The organism is Parabacteroides sp. AF17-3, from assembly GCF_003635445.1.
Lineage (GTDB): Bacteria > Bacteroidota > Bacteroidia > Bacteroidales > Tannerellaceae > Parabacteroides > Parabacteroides goldsteinii.
The window spans coordinates 571,235-590,903 of sequence record NZ_QTMM01000002.1; the positions used below are offsets into that span (position 1 = coordinate 571,235).

Genomic DNA, 19,669 nt, shown 5'->3' on the forward strand with positions numbered 1-19,669 from the left:
ATACTATGTAAGATAGGTATCTCATCGCTGCATGGCATAATTGTTATAGCCTCAAAGATAATGAAACAATTCAATCCAAAGCTATTAATAATCAATTTTTTATACGAAAAGGCGTTGAACCGGATATGAGTTTCTTAGTTTTGTTTTTCAGGAATCTGATGATGGGAGAAAATAACGAATTGAAAAATAGAACTATGATTATCAATCCCTCTCAGCATGTTGACCGAACAAGTACCGAACAAGCTAACCGAACAACTTAGCACACAAATTTCAGTAATCGTAAAAGCTATTGGAACAGAACAACATTCTTTAAAAACATTAATGGAGAAAATGGAATTAAAGCATCGTCCCACTTTTATTGCTAATTATCTGACACCGGCTATTCAAGGGGGCTTTGTTACTCCTCTTTATCCTAATAATTCCAAGCATCCTCGACAAAAGTACCTGTTAACGGCGAAGGGGCTGACTGTTTTTAATTCAAACAAAACAACATAAATCGCAACTAATCGTAATTCTTATAAAAGATTCCCTCCATTATCAAAATGTCACTACTCTACCAGGTAAATTGGATTAATATACCGGGTAAATAAAAACACCCCAGCGGGTAATATTTTTTAACATATCAATCCGTTTACAAAACACTTAAATAATAATCATATTGTCATTTGTAAGAAATATAGCGAAAAGGGACTTTACGCCATCCGGTATTCCATAAAATATTCGAATCTCAATACTTAATCCTATACTTATCCAATACCTCTTTATAATTATCCTGCGCAGTCAAACAAGTATCCCGCAAATAGTCTTTGATATGATTCCACTGTTGTAATCCCCGATAATAGAACATTTTCAACTCTTCGGTGATAATAAAGGGGACATATCCGTTTGCAAGGCATTCTTTAAACAGGATCAGGCGACCGACACGTCCATTACCATCCTGAAAAGGGTGAATCGCCTCAAAACAATAGTGCCAGTCCAAAATGTCATCAAAAGATTTCTGTTTTTTCGAATTATAGGCTTTCAGCAGTGCCTTCATCTCCTTATGAACGTTCTCCGGCAGTGTTGTATCAGCACCGCCAACCTCATTTGGCAAACGTTTATAATCGCCTACGGCAAACCAATCTTTCCGGCTATCCGATGTGCCGGATTTCAGAATATTGTGCAATTCTTTAATGAAAGTCTCAGATAAATTCTCCTCAGCCCTGTCAAGGATAAGATCAATACACCGAAAATGATTGGTGGCCTCGATAATATCGTCCACATTGATGCTTTCATCAGTTACTCCGATGGTATTGGTCTCAAAAATATAACGGGTTTGGTCATGAGTCAGACGACTGCCTTCGATGTGATTCGAGTTATATGTAAGATCGATCTGCGTTTTGTGATAGATACCGCCTTTCAATTTCATCTGCTTTTGTTCGCGCAACACGGCAAGCAAAGGCATAATCTTCACTTTCGACTTTTTCTGTGAAGGCAATTCCGCATCTTCCGGTATGTTCCATGTCTTGCCAGTAAGGAATGCACCCTCGATTTTTCCGACAGCGCAATAATTACGTGCCGTACGCTCTGAAACACCGTACTTTCCTGCAAATTCTCCGACTGAAATATATTTCATATTCAAATTCTATCGGCAAGTTTTACACCGATTTTCACTTCAAAGATAGCACATCTTGCCGATATCGGCAAGATATAGAAATAAGGTATAGTATAAATATTCCATAATTATACCTACCCTGAGTACAATTCCTGCTATTGCATCGTATATTTGCCCTCAACCTTTTTTCCTGCCGATAATTGTCGACAGGCAATTCCGTCGGCAGGAAAACGGGAAGGCTACGTGCTGTTTTTTCAGGTACACCAGTATAAAACAAAATAAATAAATATCCCAAATGAGACAAAAAAGATTTTTAAGTTTATTCCTGTTGAGCTTCTTCTGCCTTTTCCAGCTGGCTGCCCAGCAACAGGAATTGCAACCGTTACCTATCGACCCGCAGGTTCGTTATGGAAAGTTGCCGAACGGATTAACCTATTACATCCGTCATAATGAACAACCGAAAGAACGGGCTGACTTTTATATCGCCCAAAACGTAGGCTCCATGCTGGAAGAAGAGAACCAGCGCGGACTGGCACACTTCCTGGAACATATGGCCTTCAACGGCTCGAAAAACTTCCCGGACAAAGGAATGGACGAATTTACCCAAAGCATCGGCATGCGTATGGGTGAAAATTTCAATGCCTATACCAGTTTCGACGAAACGGTCTATATGATCATGAATGCCCCGGTGACACGCGAAAGCGTGGTCGATTCCTGCCTGCTGATCCTGCATGACTGGTCTGGCTTCATCACGCTTGCCGATTCTGCGATCGACAAGGAACGCGGCGTGATCCGCGAGGAATGGCGCACACGCCAGGACGCACAGGCCCGCATATGGGAACAACAGCTTCCGAAAATCTATCCGGACAGCCGTTATGCCCACCGGATGCCGATCGGCACAATCGACGTGATCGACAATTTCAAACCGGATGAACTGCGCGATTATTATCACAAATGGTACCGCCCCGACCTGCAGGCGATCATCATTGTAGGCGACATCAATGTCGACCAGGTAGAAACAGCCGTCAAACGGATTTTTGCCGACATCCCGGCACCGGTAAACGCGGCTCCGCGACCTCTGTTTGAAGTGCCCGACAATGACATGCCGCTGATCTCCGTGGCTACGGACAAAGAGGCTTCGAACACGATCCTGTCCATCTCCTATAAACACGACAAGATGCCGCAGGATATGTACGGAACGATTGCCGGATTGGTGAAAGATTATATCCAGAGCGTAGCAGCCACGATGATGAACGAACGCTTCAACGAGATGGTACAGAAAGCCAATCCTCCGTTCGTTGCCGCCCAGGCTTCCGACGGCGATTTTATGATCTCGAAAACGAAAGGTGCCTGGTCGGTAGCCGCACTGGTAAAAGATAACGAAGTGGATTCGGCCATGAATGCGCTGGTAACGGAGACGCAACGTGTGAAACAATTCGGTTTCACCCCATCGGAATACGATCGCGCCCGCATCAATGTGTTGAAACAATATGAATCCCTTTACAACGACCGCGACAAACAAAGGAACAGCACATTCACCAAGGAATACGTACGCCACTTTACCGAAGGCGGTTACATCCCCGGAATCGAAACAGAATACGCCCTGATCAGCCAGGTTGCACAGGCTGTACCGGTAGAACAGGTCAACAAGTATATCCAGGATATGATCGGCGATACCAACATCGTGATCAGCCTGACCGGTCCGGAAAAGGAAGGCCTCTCCTATCCTACCGACGAAGAACTGCTCCGCGACTTTATGAAAGCACAGCAGATCCCTGTCGAACCTTACCGGGAGACCTTATCGGACGAACCGTTGATCCCCTCATTGCCGGCACCCGGCAAGATCACGGAAAGCAAGGAAGATCCGCTCTTCGGCGCTACCGTCCTGACATTGAGCAACGGCATCAAAGTCGTGTTGAAACACACGGACTTCAAAAAGGATGAAATACAAATGACGGCTACCAGCCCGGGAGGAAGCACACTGTTCGGCAACAAAGACATCGACAATCTGAAAGTGTTCAATGAGGTAATCGAACTGGGCGGCCTGGGCAATTTCTCGGCTACCGACCTGGGCAAGATGCTGGCCGGAAAGAAAGTATCCTGCTCCACTTCCCTGGGACTGGACAGCGAAAATGTGAACGGCTCCTCCACCCCGTCCGACCTGAAGACCCTGTTCGAACTGATCTACCTCAGTTTCACCGCTCCGCGCATGGACGAAGAAGCATACGCTTCCTTCGAAAACCGTATGAAAGCGCAGCTGAAGAACCTGGAACTGAATCCGATGGTTGCCTTCAGCGACTCGCTGACGAAAGCCATTTACAACAACAATCCGCGTGCGATGCGCATCGATCCGGCCGATTTCAAAAATATCAGCTATCCGCGTATCATGGAAATGTATAAGGAACGTTTCGGCGACGCCTCCGGTTTCGTCTTTACCTTCGTAGGAAACATCGACACCGACAGTATCCGTCCACTGGTAGAACAATACCTGGCTACATTACCTGCAAACGGCAAGATAGAGCAGGGCAACCCGAAAGAAGTACCCGCCATCCGCAAAGGCGACTACGTAAACCGTTTCAAACGCCAGATGGAGACGCCGAAAGCCTCCGTCGTGAATTTCTATTCCGGGCAAATGGACTATAACCTGGAAAATATCGTTACAGCCACCATGTTGAAGCAGGTGCTCGACCTTATTTACACCGAAAAGGTCCGCGAAGACGAAGGCGGAACGTACGGCGTACAGACATCCGCCCGCATCTCTTCCTTCCCGGAAGGACAAACATTCCTGCAAGCCTATTTCGACACCGATCCGGATAAGCGGGAAAAGATGAACACGATCGTCCGCAACGAACTGAAACGCATCTCCGACATCGGCCCGACCCCGGAAGATTTCAAAAAGACGCAGGACAACATCCTGAAACGTCACGCAGAAAGCCTTCAGGAGAACGGTTACTGGTTAAACACGCTGGATAACTATTATTACAAAGGCTTCGACGGTTCGACCAAATACGTCGAAACAGTCAACAGCATCACTCCTGCCAAAATACAGGCCTTCGCCAAAAAGTTACTCAGCCAGGGAAACAGTATCGAGGTGGTGATGGAGCCATAATAACGATATAACATATACGCCAAATTTAAAATATGACAAAACTCGTATGAGATACTATCTTATTTTAAATTTGGCGATTTTATTGGAATATCACTCGGCTTATTTTACTTTTGTACCGAAAACTAAAATAACGTATTAGCTTATTTTACTTTTGTACCGAAAATTAAAATAACGCATCAGCTTATTTCAATTAGATGGTAAATCCTAAAATTAGTTTATTCCCCCGATATTATCATGAAAAACTTTAAATCAGGCACATACATAAACCAAGGTTACTACAAGAGTTTTCAACCGAACTTAATTAACAACCCTTGGGTAATTGAAAACATGGAGATAGTAACATTGTTAAGCAAAGCGGACAGAATGCTTGGCAGACTAGACATGTATTCAGAACATATACCCAATATCGATCTTTTCATTAGCATGCACATAATGAAAGAAGCGACTCAATCTTCTAAGATAGAAGGTACTCAAACAAATATGGAAGAAGTACTCATGTCTAAAGAAGATTTGCCATTGGATAAAAGAGACGATTGGACCGAAGTTCATAACTATATATCTGCGATGAATGAAGCTATTAAAATGCTCGAGACATTGCCTTTTTCTGCAAGGCTTATAAGAAATGTACATAAAGTATTACTTGCCGGGGTCAGAGGTGAATATAAACAACCAGGAGAATTTCGGAAAAGTCAAAACTGGATTGGAGGTTCTTCTATTAACGATGCCATTTTTATTCCTCCGGTTTGTACTTCAATCCCTGAATTAATGGAAGATATAGAGAAATTTGTACATAATAATTCTATTTTCTTTCCTGAACTATTAAAGATAGCCCTGATACATTATCAGTTTGAAACGATTCACCCTTTTTTAGATGGTAATGGCCGAACAGGGAGATTACTAATTACCCTGTACCTTGTAAGTAAAGGTATATTAAAGCGTCCTATTTTATATTTATCCGATTATCTGGAAAGGCATAGAAGTTCATATTATTCTAATCTGATGAAAGTTAGATTTGAAAATGATATTGAAGGTTGGCTTAAATTCTTCCTCCAGGGAGTTATTGAAACAGCAGAAAACGGAGTAAAAACATTTGAGGAAATATTACTTCTACAAAAAGAATATGAAGAGTGTATAAAACAATTAGGCAGCCGATCAGCCAACGCTTTAAAAGTAATAACCGAACTGTATAAAAAACCGATTATAGATGCAGCCCAGGTTTCAACTATAACAGGTATAAGTCAGGCATCCTCTTACAAACTTATTGAAGAATTAGAGAAGCTTGATGTTTTAAAAGAGATTACAGGTGGAAAACGTGGACGAATCTATATCTTAAAAAAATATGTAGAGATATTCAGATGATATTTTTTATCTTTGTTCCTGTGAACCTTAAATTGAATAAAATGTACATACGAGTAATTCTCTATCTGTTGCCATTTCTGATACTATCCGGAAATATATCCGGACAAACTATTTCTGCTGAGACTGAGAAAATGCTGGCCAGCCTGGACTCGTTGTTGGCTAAAAATGAGACTTTTGTCATTGCCAAGGAAAAAAGAATCGAGGACCTGAGGAAAATGGAACAGAAAGTTGCAACAGAGGAAGAGCAATACTGGATGAACAAACTGTTTTATGAAGAATATATGGTCTATGACAGCGACTCTGCATTTAGTTATATCCATAAAAATCTGGAAATAGCACAACAACTGAACAATCCCCAATGGGTTGCACAGTGGAAGATCGAACAGTCGTTCATCCTGACAGCCACCGGTTTTCTGAAAGAGGGACTGGATGCCCTGAATGAAATAAACCCCGAAAACCTGTCGCCTTATTACAGAACGGACTACTATGGACAAATGATGTATCTTTACTCTCATTACGGGCAATATTCCGGTGAAAACACCGCTCAAAGTACCTTCTACTATGCGAAAGAACAAACCTATCGGGATTCGATCTTCGCCAGTATTCCCGACAACCATCCATATGGTTTATGGTACAAAGGCTGGCAATACAACAAGACTCCACAAGCAGCAGAAGTAAAAGAGCAATTGAAAGAAGAACTTGCTTCCGCCTCCTTCGATTCCAGAAAAGACGCCATGAACGCTTATATCCTGGCAATCATGTATAGGGACGAAGGTAACGAAGATGAATATTTTCGTTACCTCATTTTATCAGCCATGGCTGATATACGGTCGGCCAACCACGATATCGCTTCGCTGGAAGAACTCGGAAAAACCTTGTATGAAAGAGGTTACATCGACCAGGCATATTCTTATCTGAACTACTGCCTGGGATGTGCACAACTCTATAAAAACAGGATACGTATGGTCGGCATTTCGTCCGCACTGGACGCCATTCACAAGACATACGAACAAAGAAACAAAAAGCAGGAAGCCGACTTGCGCCGGTATCTGTTCATCGTCAGCACCTTGTCGCTGGTCCTGCTGGCAGCACTGTTCTTTATCGGACTACAGATAAAACGGCTGAAAGAGTCCCGCAGAAAACTGAACGATGCCAACCAGACCCTGAACAAGCATGTAAGCGAACTGGAAAAAGCGCATACGCAACTGGCAGAAGTAAACAGCCAGCTCCAGTCACTGAACGAACAATTACTCGACACGAACTCCAAGCTGACGGAATCCAACTATGTAAAGGAAGAATATATCGGTTACGTCTTCAATATCTGTTCCAGCTATATCAGTAAACTGGACGAATACCGAAAAAATATCAACCGGAAAATCAGGACCGGTATGGTCGACGAAGTCAAAAAGATGACAGACTCCTCCACGCTGGCTGTCAACGAACTAAAAGAGTTTTACAGTAATTTCGATGCCATCTTCCTGCATATCTATCCTGACTTTGTCTCGGATTTTAATGCCCTATTACAACCCGACAAACAAATCATACCCAAAGAGGGAGAACTGCTGAACACCGAACTTCGTATCTACGCTCTGGTACGCCTCGGCATCAGCGATAGCGTGAAGATTGCCGAGTTCCTGCACTGCTCCCCTCAGACGGTCTACAATAATCGGCTGAAAACGCGCAGCAAAGCAATCGTTCCTAAAGAACATTTTGCAGATATTGTGAAATCTTTAGGGAAAATAGAGCGTTGAAACCACTCGAAAAAGCCTCCCAGACTACATTCGGAAACTTACTTTTTACGTATCAAACCACATATTCAAACCACTATATATCAACAATATAACAATTTTATAGATTTACCGATCCGGTTTACCAGTCCATTGGCACCGGTTATTCGCGCTATACTTTTGCAAGTACAAAAAGTGTAGAACAAATTAGTACGTTAACTTTAAAAAATGTATTCGTCTTATGAAAAACATTTTATTAAAAAAGAGGCTTCTTAAAGGTATGATACCTTTGTTGTGCCTATTGTTATTTCCAACATTTGTGTTTGCCCAAAAACTGACAGTCAGTGGACAGGTCAAAGACGCCCTCGGCGAACCGGTCATCGGCGCCAATGTAGTAGTAAAAGGAACCACCAACGGGGCCATGACGGACCTGGACGGTATGTTCACCATCAATGAGGTAGAAAAAGGCTCTACCATCGTCGTTTCTTTTATCGGTTATTTACCCCAATCCATCGTTGTCTCAGGCAATGCGCCATTATCCGTTACGCTGGCGGAAGACAACCAGGCGCTGGATGAAGTGGTCGTTATCGGTTACGGTGTGCAGAAAAAGAGTGTGGTAACGGCCTCCATCGCCAAAGTAGGTGCGGACGAATTGGCCCAAACAGCTCCCGTCCGTGTCGATAATGCGTTGAAAGGTCTGGCAGCCGGTGTACAGGTGACCACACAGAACGGCCAACCGGGTACAGGTTCAGTTATCCGTGTACGCGGAACAGGCACCATCAACACCGCCGACCCTCTTTATATCGTAGACGGCATGCCCATCAACGGAGGTATCGACAACATCAATCCGGCCGACATTGCTTCTATCGAAGTATTGAAAGATGCCGCTTCGGCAGCTGTGTACGGTTCACGTGCCGCCAACGGGGTTGTTTTGGTTACGACCAAGCAAGGGGCCATCGGCAAAGTGAAAGTGTCTTACGACTTCTCTTATGGCTGGCAATCCGCCTGGAAAAAACGCAGTATGCTGAATGCGTCCGAATACGCGACCCTGATGAACGAAGCACAGCAGTATTCCAACGGCACCGACCGTTTTTCAAACACTAATCTGGGTGTAGGCACCGACTGGCAGGATGTATTGTTTAACGACGGCGCTCCCGTACAGAACCATCAGTTAAGCATCAGCGGGGCAAACGAGAAAGTAAGTTACTATTTCTCCGCCGGTTATTATAACCAGGAAGGTATTATCGGTGGAAATTACGACCGTTCCAACTACGAACGCCTTTCATTCCGCAGTAACACCCTTTATACCTTATTCGACGAAACGAAGAACCGCAGCTGGTTAAGAAAAATGACCGTCGGTGTCAATATGTCTTATTCCCGTATAAACAATATAGGGGTAAGCGCCGGTAACCTGACCGGTTCCCCGCTGGGAGATGCTCTTTTCCTGGACCCGACAATGGAAGTCTATGCACAGGATGAGGACCACGTAAACGGCTATACGGCAGATATCCGCAGCAAGTACGGCGACCCTGTACGCGACCAGCTCACCGGACAGGTATTGCAGATTCCGGAAAACTTCAACGAAATTACGAATCCGCTGGGCCGCATGTCCGCACAGCCCGGAAGAAAAAACAATTCAGACAAAGTCATTGCCAACCTGACGGCCGAACTCGGTATCTGGGATAACCTGAAATATAAGTTCTCCTGGGGCTCCGACCTTGCATTCTGGGGATATGACGAATGGAACCACCCTTATTATCTGGGCAGAAACTGCAACCAATCCATTGCAGACGGACGTTCCAGCGTGATGTCCGAAATGAATCGCGGCTATACCTGGCAGATTGAAAATGTGTTGACTTACGACAAAACAATCAGCCAGCATACTTTCAATGTGGTATTAGGACAATCTGCCGAACGCAACACAGGCCGTCGCCTGTACGGTATGGCAAAAGATTTGATTGCCTACATGGGTGATAAGGCCAATATAGACTTTACGACCTCCCTTCCGAACAACGGAAACCGGAATACCGAAGGAGGATTAACCGACCCGCACTCGCTGGCTTCTTATTTCGGACGTTTAAGCTACAACTTCGCCGAACGTTACATGTTGCAGCTCACCGTACGCCGCGACGGTTCATCACGCTTCGGTGAAAATAACAAGTGGGGTACTTTCCCTTCCGTTTCTTTAGGATGGAATTTAACGAACGAATCGTTTATGGAAAAACGCCCGGACTGGCTGACCAATACAAAAATACGCCTTTCATGGGGTAAGAACGGTAACGAGGCTATCGGTAACTTCCGCTACACGGCGAATGTATCGATGAATAATAACTATCCTTTCGGCGCTTACGGCAGAGGCCAACAAATCGTAATGGGTTCCAAACCTTCCGGCACTCCTAATGCCGATTTGATGTGGGAAGAATCAGAACAGTATGATGCCGGTATTGATTTCGGCTTCCTGGGCAACGCATTGACCTTTACGGTCGATTACTACCAGAAGAAGACCAACGGTATGCTGAAAGAAATGGCCATACCGAACTATCTGGGCGAATCCAAACCCTGGGGGAACGTCGGTTCGATGAAAAACGAAGGAGTTGAATTTGAAGTCGGTTATAAATATAGCCACAAGGACTTCCGTTTCGGCGTCAACGCCAACCTCTCTTATTTGAAAAACAAATTGGTAGACTTAGGCACAGCCGACGGTTTCGAGATGATGGACCAGGTACATATCCTGGGAAATGTCGGCCGTGCGGAGAACGGTATGCCTTATCCTTACTTCTACGGTTACAAGACTGCCGGTATCTTCCAGAATCAGGCGGAAATCGACGCTTATACAAACAGCAAGGGAGAGAAATTACAGCCGCTTGCCGTTCCCGGAGATGTGAAATTCGTAGACTTTGACAATGACGGTACAATCGACGATAAAGATAAAACCATGATTGGTAAAGGTACTCCGGACTGGACTTTCGGTCTGAACCTGACGGCCGCTTATAAAGACATTGACTTTTCAGTCTTATTTTCCGGTTCATTGGGACAGGACATTATGGACGTAACCCGCCGCCTGGATGTGTCTTCCGTAAATGTGCCCCAGGAGTTTATGAAACGTTGGCATGGAGAAGGTACTTCCAACACAATGCCCCGCTTCTGTTACCCGGGTGACGATATGAACGGTAACTGGAAGAAAGTATCCGATTTATACGTCCACAACGGTAGTTTCGCCCGCATTAAAAATATGCAGATAGGTTACACCTTGCCGAAGAACCTGACACGCAAATTCTTTGTCGACAGACTTCGTCTCTATGTCGCCGCCGAGAACTTGCTGACACTGACCTCCTATAAGGGTCTTGACCCGGAAATAAATGCGACAGACGTAGCCGGAGATAAATCAAACGGCATCGACCGCGGCTATTATCCGCAGGCACGTACATTCACAGTCGGTTTAAATCTTAATTTCTAATCACTTAATAACGGAATAGATATGAAAAAGAATAGACTATATACTTTCGCCGCAGCCATACTACTTGCATCAGGACTTGTTTCGTGCGGCGACAGTTTCTTAACCGAAGAACCGGCAAGCAGTGTGCCCATCACAGGGTATTATACTGACAATGCCAAAATGATAGAAGCCATGGCAGCCGCTTACGACCCGATGCAGTGGTTCGATTACTATAACGGCTGGTTCCCTCTGAACCTCGCCTGGGATGCTGCAAGCGATGATATTTACCCGGGTGGCAGCGATACATCCGACCAGGGTTATCTTCACGAAATCTCCTGGTATGGCTGTAGCCCTACCAATGACATAAAAGGAGCATGGACCGTTGCCTACTCCGGCATCAACCGCTCCATCCGCTTAATGGACAATGCTGAAGAGGCAAACATCTCCGAAGCAGATAAAAAGTCTTACAACGCAGAAGGACGGGTATTGCGCGACTGGTATTACCTGGTATTGTGGAAAACCTGGGGGAATGTTCCATTTTATACGGAGAACCTGACTTTCCCGTATATCGCAGAGCAGTTGAAAGCAGACGAAGTATACAATAACATGGTAACCGACCTGGAAGAGGTGCTGGATTCCAAAATTCTTCCGATGAAACGTGAACTAACATGGGCCGGACGAATGACTCAGGCAGCCGCTGCCATGATCTATGCCGATTATGTCATGTATCAGAAAGACGAAAGCCGTTACCCTAAAGCGTTGGGTTATGTAAAAGAGGTTATCGCTTCGGGACAATATAAACTGGTTACGGACTACGACGACCTGTTCACTTATGCTACGGAATGGTCCGATGAAATCATCCTCGATATCAACTACATCTCAGCCGGTGGTAAACGCGGCTGGGGCGATGCTGGGGCCTGTGGGGGTACTGTCATCCCTGCTATGATTGGTGTGGATGGTTTGACTTACGTCGGCGGTCAGGAAACGGGACATGGCCCGTATACCGAATTTGAAGGTGGCTGGGGTTTCTGTGTGATTACTCGGGATGCATATGAAGCCTTCGAACCGGGAGATATCCGTCGGGATGTAGCAGTCCTGAATCTAGATACGTACCAGGAAGAAATGATGAACAGGGGAATCGCCGTGAATTATACGGGACGTTACCAGAACACCGGTTATTTCCTGCGCAAATATCTAGGCCGTCCGGGCGGTAAGGCCGACCAGGCTGGCGATGCGGACCTGAACTGGGAAAACAACTTCCACCTGTATCGTTATGCAGAAACTCTGCTGGTTGCAGCAGAACTGGCATGGCGCACCAATTCGGGAGAAGCACAAGGTTATTTCGATCAGGTACGCGAACGTGCCGGTCTGAGTTCCAAAGTGATTTCCGAAGAAGCCATCATGCAGGAACGCCGGGTAGAATTACTGGGTGAAGGAAAACGTTATTTCGACCTGGTTCGTTTCGATAAAGCCGCTGAAGTCCTGAAACCGGGTGGCGGTGCTATTTATGTGACAAAGGATGCCCATCGTTTTGTCTGTACGGATGGTACCGTTACGCAGGACAAACCGAAAGGCGAAGTTAAAACCAATGCAGACGGAAAACCTCTCAATCTGGTTATCAACGGCGAACTGAAATGGACAGGGAAAGGAGCTGCTATTCCGCAACGTCCGCAGTGGACCGAGAACAAAAAGTATCTTCCGATTCCCCAGATTGAAATTGAATCATCTCATGGAGCTACTGTTCAGAATCCATATTAATTGATTATTAAATAGGGGATATCCAAAGAATGAAATAAGCTGTTTCATCCCGGAGGATATCCCTGTTTATCTTACTATGCCATGAAAATAAAACGATTATCTGTCTACCTGCTGCTTTTGCCATTCTTATCGTGCGCAGAACCCCAGGGAACCCAAGAAGGAGATATTGAAAGCCGGGTGAATGCCTTGTTAGGGCAAATGACCTTGCAGGAAAAGATTGGCCAAATGAACCAGTTAAGCCCTTTCGGCGGCTTGGAAGAAATGGCCGGGTTAATCCGGGAAGGGAATGTCGGTTCGCTGTTGAACCTGACCGACCCGGAGCTGGTAAACAAAGCGCAAAGAATTGCAGTGGAAGAATCCCGCCTGGGTATTCCCCTGCTTATGTCGCGCGACGTCATCCACGGTTATAAAACCATCTTCCCCATCCCATTGGGACAGGCGGCGACTTTCAACCCGCAACTGGTGGAAGACGGTGCCCGTGTGGCGGCTGTCGAAGCATCGGCCGACGGCATCCGCTGGACCTTTGCCCCAATGATCGATATATCGCGCGACCCACGGTGGGGACGCATCGCCGAGAGCTGCGGTGAAGACCCGTATCTGAGCTCCGTGATGGGGGTAGCCATGGTGAAAGGTTTCCAGGGCGATTCCCTGAACAATCCGACGGCTGTTGCAGCCTGTGCCAAACATTTTGTAGGCTACGGTGCATCGGAAGGAGGACGCGATTACAATTCCACCTTTATTCCCGAACGCCAGCTGCGCAACGTCTATTTTCCTCCGTTCGAAGCAGCCGCCAAAGCCGGATGCGCCACGTTCATGACTTCTTTCAATGATAACGACGGAATTCCCTCGACAGGGAACAGTTTCATCCTGAAAGATGTGCTGCGCGGTGAATGGAATTACGACGGACTGGTGGTAACAGACTGGGCATCCTCGGCCGAAATGATTTCCCACGGTTTCTGCAAAGACGAGAAAGAAGCAGCCACGAAGTCCGTGAATGCCGGCATCGACATGGAAATGGTAAGCGGCACGTTTATCCGCAACCTGGAAGAACTTGTCAAGGAGAAGAAAGTATCGGAAGCAGCGATTGATGAAGCAGTCCGTAACATCCTCCGTCTTAAATTCCGCCTGGGACTGTTTGATAATCCATATACAGACACAGACCAACAAGTAAAATATGCGCCCGCCCACCTGGCAAAAGCCAAAGAGGCGGCAGAACAATCGGTTATCTTATTAAAGAACGACCGCGAAACCTTACCTTTTACCGATAAGATACGTACCCTTGCCATAATAGGCCCGTTGGCCGATGCCGCCCACGACCAGATGGGAACCTGGGTATTCGACGGAGAAAAAGCACATACGCAAACGGTTCTGACTGCTTTGAAAGAGATGTATGGCGATAAAGTACGAATCATCTACGAACCCGGATTAGGTTATAGCCGCGACAAGCATACAGCCGGCATCGCCAAAGCCGTGAATGCCGCTATGCGTGCCGATGCCGTACTGGTATGCGTCGGAGAAGAATCTATCCTCTCAGGCGAAGCACACTCACTGGCCGACCTGCATTTACAGGGAGCGCAGAGCGAACTGATAGCCGCCCTGGCAAAGACAGGGAAACCACTTGTGACGGTGGTTATGGCAGGCCGTCCGCTGACAATCGGGCAGGAAGTCGAACAGTCCGACGCCGTTCTCTATGCTTTCCATCCGGAAACAATGGGCGGACCGGCCCTTGCCGACCTGCTCTTCGGAAAAGCGATACCAAGCGGAAAAACACCCGTTACCTTCCCGAAGATGGTAGGTCAGATACCTGTCTACTATGCACATAACAATACGGGCCGCCCTGCCTCCCGCCAGGAAACATTGATAGACGATATCCCGCAGGAAGCCGGACAGACCTCCCTGGGCTGTACTTCCTTCTACATGGATGCCGGTTTCGACCCTTTGTTCCCGTTCGGTTACGGATTGTCTTACACCACCTTCGGCTATGACAACCTGCAACTGGCAACGAATCTGTTGGCTGTCGACGGAACACTGGAAATCAGCTTCGACCTGACAAATACCGGTAAGTATGACGGTACGGAAGTCGTGCAACTGTACGTACAGGACAAAGCCGGTTCCATCACCCGCCCAGTCAAAGAGCTAAAAGGCTTCCGGCGGATTCCTCTGAAGCAGGGTGAGACAAAGACAGTCTCTTTCTCACTCCCCGTCGAAGAACTGGCCTTCTGGAACATCGACCGGCAAAGAGTAGTCGAACCGGGCGAATTTAACCTCTGGGTCGGCCCTAACAGCGCCGAAGGATTACAAACAACATTCACAGTAAAATAACAGACATGAAAAAGAATATCTATTTAATGCTCATGCTCCTGCTGGTATCCGTTACCGGATGCCGGCAGCACACCGGCACTACAGATGCGGATACGGCCGACCTGCCGCCGGAAGCATTCATGCGTATCTCCGGCACCGACCTGATTACCCCCAAAGGGCAGAAGTTCTTTATCAAAGGGACGAACCTTGGCAACTGGCTGAACCCGGAAGGGTATATGTTTGGCTTCAACAAGACAAATTCGCCGGGACGCATCAACCAGATGCTCTGCGAACTGGTCGGTCCCGACTTCACCGCTAAGTTCTGGAAAGCATTCAAAGATAACTATATTACCCGCGACGATATACGGTTCATTGCGGCGACCGGTGCTAATACCATCCGTCTTCCCTTCCATTATAAACTCTTCACCGACGAGGATTATATGGGATTGACGGCCAATCAGGACGGTTTCGCCCGCATAGACAGTGTAGTCGGTTGGTGCCGCGAAACAGGTCTCTACCTGATTCTCGATATGCACGACGCTCCGGGCGGACAGACCGGCGACAACATCGACGACAGCTACGGGTATCCCTGGCTATTCGAGAGCGAAGCCAGCCAGCAGCTATTCTGCAACATCTGGAAAAAGATTGCAGCCTATTACAAGAACGAGCCGGTTATCCTCGGCTACGAACTGGCAAATGAGCCTATCGCTCCCTATTTCAGCAATATGGAAGAGTTGAACGGCAAGCTGGAACCGTTGTATAAACGAGCCACAGCCGCCATCCGCGAGGCAGACACCAACCATATCATCCTGCTGGGTGGCGCGCAGTGGAACGGTAACTTCAGCCCATTCACCGACTCCACCTTCGACGATAAAATCATGTACACCTGCCATCGTTACGGAGGCGACGCCTCCAAAGCAGCCATCCAGGAGATTATCGACTTCCGCGACCGGGTAAACCTCCCCATGTATATGGGCGAAATCGGACATAACACAGAAGCCTGGCAGAACGCTTTCTGCCATGTGATGGAAGAGAACAATATCGGCTGGACGTTCTGGCCGTACAAGAAAATCGACAAATCCTCCTTTGCCGGCATCAAAGCACCGGCCGGCTGGGACACTGTCGTTGCCTTCTCCGAAGCTCCCCGGGGTACATACCAGGAAATCCGTGATGCCCGACCGGACCAGGAAACAGCCAAAGCTGCTTTAACGGAGTTTATCGAGAACAGCCGTATACAGCAATGCGTCATACAAAACGAATATATCCGCTCACTAGGTTTAAAGACACAATAACAATATGAAATTAATCAAATACATCGCTTGCAGCCTGTTGTTACTACCCGGTTTCGGGCAGGCACAGCAGGAAGTCCTCACTTATCTGGACAGTAGCAAACCCATTGAAGAACGTGTGGAAGATGCCTTGTCACGCCTCACACTGGAAGAAAAGGTCGCACTGACACATGCCCAGTCCAAGTTTTGTTCGCCGGGCGTCGCACGCCTGGGCATTCCCGAATTCTGGATGACCGACGGTCCCCACGGCATTCGTCCCGAAGTCTTATGGGATGAATGGGAGCAGGCGGGATGGACCAACGACTCCTGCGTAGCCTTCCCGGCTCTGACCTGCCTGGCTGCCAGCTGGGACCCGGAAATAGCCAGGTTATATGGCAAAAGCATCGGTGAAGAAGCCCGCTACCGGAATAAAACGGTCTTGTTGGGTCCTGGTGTAAACATCTACCGTTCGCCACTGAACGGACGCAATTTCGAGTATATGGGCGAAGACCCTTATCTGGCCGGAAAGATGGTAGTCCCCTATGTGCAAGGCGTCCAGCAGAACGGCGTGGCTGCCTGTGTGAAACATTATGCACTTAACAATCAGGAAGTAAACCGCCATACGACCAACGTCATCGTAGACGACCGTGCCCTCTACGAAATCTACCTCCCCGCCTTCAAAGCAGCCGTCCAGGAAGGAAATGCCTGGGCCATCATGGGTTCCTACAACCTGTACAAGAATCAGCACGGTTGCCATAACCAGTACCTCCTGAACGACATACTGAAAGGCGAATGGGGTTTCGACGGTGTTGTCGTCTCTGACTGGGGAGGGGTTCATAACACGCAGGAAGCCATCACCAACGGACTCGATATGGAGTTCGGAAGCTGGACCAACGGATTGTCCAACGGAGCAAGCAACGCTTACGACAATTATTACCTGGCAGATCCTTACCTGAAACTGATTCGTGAAGGCAAAGTCGGAACAAAAGAACTGGACGACAAGGTAAGACGCATCCTGCGCCTCGCCTACCGCACTACGATGGATAGAAACCGTCCGTACGGCTCGCTCTGCTCGGAAGCCCATTTTGCCGCAGCCCGCCGTATCGGTGAAGAGGGCATCGTGTTGTTGCAGAACCGGAATAACCTGCTCCCTATCGACCTGAACCGGGCAAAAAGAATAGCCGTCATCGGCGAGAATGCCATCAAGATGATGACTGTAGGCGGCGGTTCTTCTTCCCTGAAAGTAAAATACGAACTCTCCCCGCTGGACGGCATCCGGAAACGGGTGGGCGACCAGGCGGAAGTCATTTATGCACGTGGTTATGTAGGCGACCCGAGCGGTGAATACAATGGTGTGAAATCCGGTCAGGACCTGGAGGACAGCCGTTCGCCGGAAGAATTGATAGCCGAAGCCGTTGCCGTTGCCAAAGAGGCCGATTACGTCATCTTTATCGGCGGCCTGAATAAGAGCGCGCATCAGGACTGCGAGGATGCAGACCGTAAGGAACTCGGTCTGTCTTACGGCCAGGATAAGGTAATAACCGCCCTGGCAAAGGCTAACAAGAACCTGATTGTAGTAAATATCTCAGGCAATGCCATCGCCATGCCGTGGGTGAAAGAAGTCCCCGCCATCGTGCAGGCATGGTATCTGGGGTCGGAAGCAGGCAGTGCCATTGCTTCGGTATTGACGGGCGATGTCAATCCGTCCGGCAAGTTGCCGTTCACTTTCCCCGCTTCTTTGCAGGATGTAGGTGCGCATAAGCTGGGCGAATATCCGGGTACTCCCCGCAACTACGGCAGCCCTATCGTGGATCAGAAGTACAACGAAGGAATCTTCGTCGGCTATCGCTGGGCGGACAAGGAAAAGACAAAACCGCTGTTCTCCTTCGGTCATGGCCTGAGCTATACTACTTTTGCCTATGGGAAGGCCATAGCCGACAAGAAAGTGATGGGACAGGATGAAACGCTTACCATTACCCTACCTGTCACCAATACTGGCAGTCGTGAAGGATCGGAAGTAATACAGCTATATATCAGTGATTTGAAATCATCCCTGCCCCGTCCTGTAAAGGAACTGAAAGGCTTCAGCAAGGTAAAACTGGCTCCGGGAGAGACCCGGGAGGTAACCTTCACCATTGGAAAAGAGGCGTTGAGTTTCTTCGATGACGCCCGCCATGAATGGGTAGCCGAACCGGGTAAGTTCGAAGCATGGATCGGCGCTTCCTCAACAGATATTCGCAATAAAGTAGCATTTAAATTGAAATAAATTCCCCCAAACTTTCCCTAAGAGATGCTTATCCGACTTAAGGTTTGGTAAGTATCTCTTTTACAGAATCTATGAACAGGCTGGCCTGTGGGTATAATTCTTCGACCATGCTTTGGTCGCAATAGACAAAGTCATCATAGTCACCACTCTGCCTCTTTTCAAAGAGAGTAGAGAAAGTCTTGCCTATTTTTAATGACAGCTTTCCTGTAGAAATAAAATGCAACCCAAGCATTGTTTTCACACCATTATGAGTCTGAGTCTGAATATCATATTTCAGTAATAAAGCTACAGCTGCATAATAACATGCATAATACATACGGTTAACGGCTGCATTATAAAATGATTCCCGTATCATGACCTCTGCCTCTTTCAACGTCTCATAAGCCCGTTGAAGCCTGTAAGCTATCAAAGCTTTCCGGCTTTCTTCATCCAATATTTCTTTCATAATACAATCCCTTCATTTATAATGTTGACATAAAAAGGAGTTTTGAAAGGACGGTTATCCCATAACTTTTTTAAAACGATCATTGGACTGATAGAGACGCCTGTTCGTAACTCCAACTCATAGAGAGGAAGCGTTATTTCTTCTTCCTGTGCCAGTGTCATTGTATCACCGTCAACCAGAATAAGAAGATCGATATCGCTGTCGGGACGGGCATCACCCCGTGCTTCCGAACCATACAAGATAGTCTTTGCACCGGGAGCAATACGACGTATAGTCTCTTTTATTAACTCTACAACTTCAGAACGTTTCATATCTCAATGGTTTCTTTAATACAGTTATAATCAGTAATAATGCAAAGATATAGAATCCTCCAGTCATATACAAACAAAAGGTGCGCCTCCGTTTT

Annotated in this window: 12 protein-coding genes; 9 read left to right on the top strand and 3 right to left on the bottom strand. The window is 47.1% G+C overall.

Annotated features, from left to right (window positions below; translation table 11 throughout):
* The first annotated feature begins 216 nt into the window (after positions 1 to 216).
* Complete coding sequence (locus DWW91_RS04400) at positions 217 to 495, top strand: Fic family protein (protein ID WP_010801076.1); 279 nt, start codon at positions 217 to 219, stop codon at positions 493 to 495.
* A gap of 232 nt (positions 496 to 727) precedes the next feature.
* On the opposite strand, the gene DWW91_RS04405 is transcribed toward DWW91_RS04400, so the two are convergent.
* A complete protein-coding gene (locus DWW91_RS04405) occupies positions 728 to 1,615 on the bottom strand; it encodes a Fic family protein (protein ID WP_122327056.1) in 888 nt (295 codons plus the stop codon).
* Positions 1,616 to 1,889: 274 nt separating this feature from the next.
* Between DWW91_RS04405 and DWW91_RS04410 the strand changes: the two genes are divergently transcribed.
* The 8 genes from DWW91_RS04410 to DWW91_RS04445 all read left to right on the top strand — a co-directional run bounded on the left by DWW91_RS04410 (position 1,890) and on the right by DWW91_RS04445 (position 18,818).
* A complete protein-coding gene (locus tag DWW91_RS04410) occupies positions 1,890 to 4,703 on the top strand; it encodes a pitrilysin family protein (RefSeq protein WP_122327057.1) in 2,814 nt (937 codons plus the stop codon).
* 234 nt (positions 4,704 to 4,937) lie between these two features.
* Positions 4,938 to 6,062, top strand: a complete 1,125-nt coding sequence (locus DWW91_RS04415; protein ID WP_044215059.1) for a Fic family protein — start codon at positions 4,938 to 4,940, stop codon at positions 6,060 to 6,062.
* Complete coding sequence (locus tag DWW91_RS04420) at positions 6,059 to 7,813, top strand: DUF6377 domain-containing protein (protein ID WP_122327059.1); 1,755 nt, start codon at positions 6,059 to 6,061, stop codon at positions 7,811 to 7,813. The genes DWW91_RS04415 and DWW91_RS04420 overlap by 4 nt, the downstream gene beginning before the upstream one ends.
* Before the next feature lie 217 nt (positions 7,814 to 8,030).
* Positions 8,031 to 11,246: a TonB-dependent receptor gene (locus tag DWW91_RS04425; protein WP_010801081.1), complete on the top strand. Its 3,216-nt coding sequence runs from the start codon at positions 8,031 to 8,033 to the stop codon at positions 11,244 to 11,246.
* 21 nt (positions 11,247 to 11,267) lie between these two features.
* Positions 11,268 to 12,983, top strand: coding sequence for a RagB/SusD family nutrient uptake outer membrane protein (locus DWW91_RS04430; protein WP_122327060.1), 1,716 nt, complete (start codon positions 11,268 to 11,270; stop codon positions 12,981 to 12,983).
* An 81-nt stretch (positions 12,984 to 13,064) separates the two neighbouring features.
* On the top strand, positions 13,065 to 15,305 hold the full coding sequence (locus tag DWW91_RS04435; RefSeq protein ID WP_122327061.1) for a glycoside hydrolase family 3 N-terminal domain-containing protein: 2,241 nt from the start codon (positions 13,065 to 13,067) through the stop codon (positions 15,303 to 15,305).
* A gap of 5 nt (positions 15,306 to 15,310) precedes the next feature.
* On the top strand, positions 15,311 to 16,576 hold the full coding sequence (locus DWW91_RS04440) for a glycoside hydrolase family 5 protein (protein ID WP_122327062.1): 1,266 nt from the start codon (positions 15,311 to 15,313) through the stop codon (positions 16,574 to 16,576).
* 4 nt (positions 16,577 to 16,580) lie between these two features.
* A complete protein-coding gene (locus DWW91_RS04445; protein ID WP_122327063.1) occupies positions 16,581 to 18,818 on the top strand; it encodes a glycoside hydrolase family 3 C-terminal domain-containing protein in 2,238 nt (745 codons plus the stop codon).
* 37 nt (positions 18,819 to 18,855) lie between these two features.
* Here DWW91_RS04445 and DWW91_RS04450 read toward each other — a convergent pair whose 3' ends face one another.
* Entirely contained in the window at positions 18,856 to 19,263 is a 408-nt protein-coding gene (locus DWW91_RS04450) for a HEPN domain-containing protein (RefSeq protein ID WP_046145928.1), read from the bottom strand.
* Entirely contained in the window at positions 19,260 to 19,574 is a 315-nt protein-coding gene (locus DWW91_RS04455) for a nucleotidyltransferase domain-containing protein (RefSeq protein WP_046145927.1), read from the bottom strand. The genes DWW91_RS04450 and DWW91_RS04455 overlap by 4 nt, the downstream gene beginning before the upstream one ends.
* Positions 19,575 to 19,669 lie beyond the last annotated feature (95 nt).

Bases quoted from the DNA above. Each gene is read 5' to 3' on its own strand.
- DWW91_RS04400 (WP_010801076.1), top strand. From the start codon at position 217: ATGTTGACCGAACAAGTACCGAACAAGCTAACCGAACAACTTAGCACA.
- DWW91_RS04405 (WP_122327056.1), bottom strand. From the start codon at position 1,615: ATGAAATATATTTCAGTCGGAGAATTTGCAGGAAAGTACGGTGTTTCA.
- DWW91_RS04410 (WP_122327057.1), top strand. From the start codon at position 1,890: ATGAGACAAAAAAGATTTTTAAGTTTATTCCTGTTGAGCTTCTTCTGC.
- DWW91_RS04415 (WP_044215059.1), top strand. From the start codon at position 4,938: ATGAAAAACTTTAAATCAGGCACATACATAAACCAAGGTTACTACAAG.
- DWW91_RS04420 (WP_122327059.1), top strand. From the start codon at position 6,059: ATGATATTTTTTATCTTTGTTCCTGTGAACCTTAAATTGAATAAAATG.
- DWW91_RS04425 (WP_010801081.1), top strand. From the start codon at position 8,031: ATGAAAAACATTTTATTAAAAAAGAGGCTTCTTAAAGGTATGATACCT.
- DWW91_RS04430 (WP_122327060.1), top strand. From the start codon at position 11,268: ATGAAAAAGAATAGACTATATACTTTCGCCGCAGCCATACTACTTGCA.
- DWW91_RS04435 (WP_122327061.1), top strand. From the start codon at position 13,065: ATGAAAATAAAACGATTATCTGTCTACCTGCTGCTTTTGCCATTCTTA.
- DWW91_RS04440 (WP_122327062.1), top strand. From the start codon at position 15,311: ATGAAAAAGAATATCTATTTAATGCTCATGCTCCTGCTGGTATCCGTT.
- DWW91_RS04445 (WP_122327063.1), top strand. From the start codon at position 16,581: ATGAAATTAATCAAATACATCGCTTGCAGCCTGTTGTTACTACCCGGT.
- DWW91_RS04450 (WP_046145928.1), bottom strand. From the start codon at position 19,263: ATGAAAGAAATATTGGATGAAGAAAGCCGGAAAGCTTTGATAGCTTAC.
- DWW91_RS04455 (WP_046145927.1), bottom strand. From the start codon at position 19,574: ATGAAACGTTCTGAAGTTGTAGAGTTAATAAAAGAGACTATACGTCGT.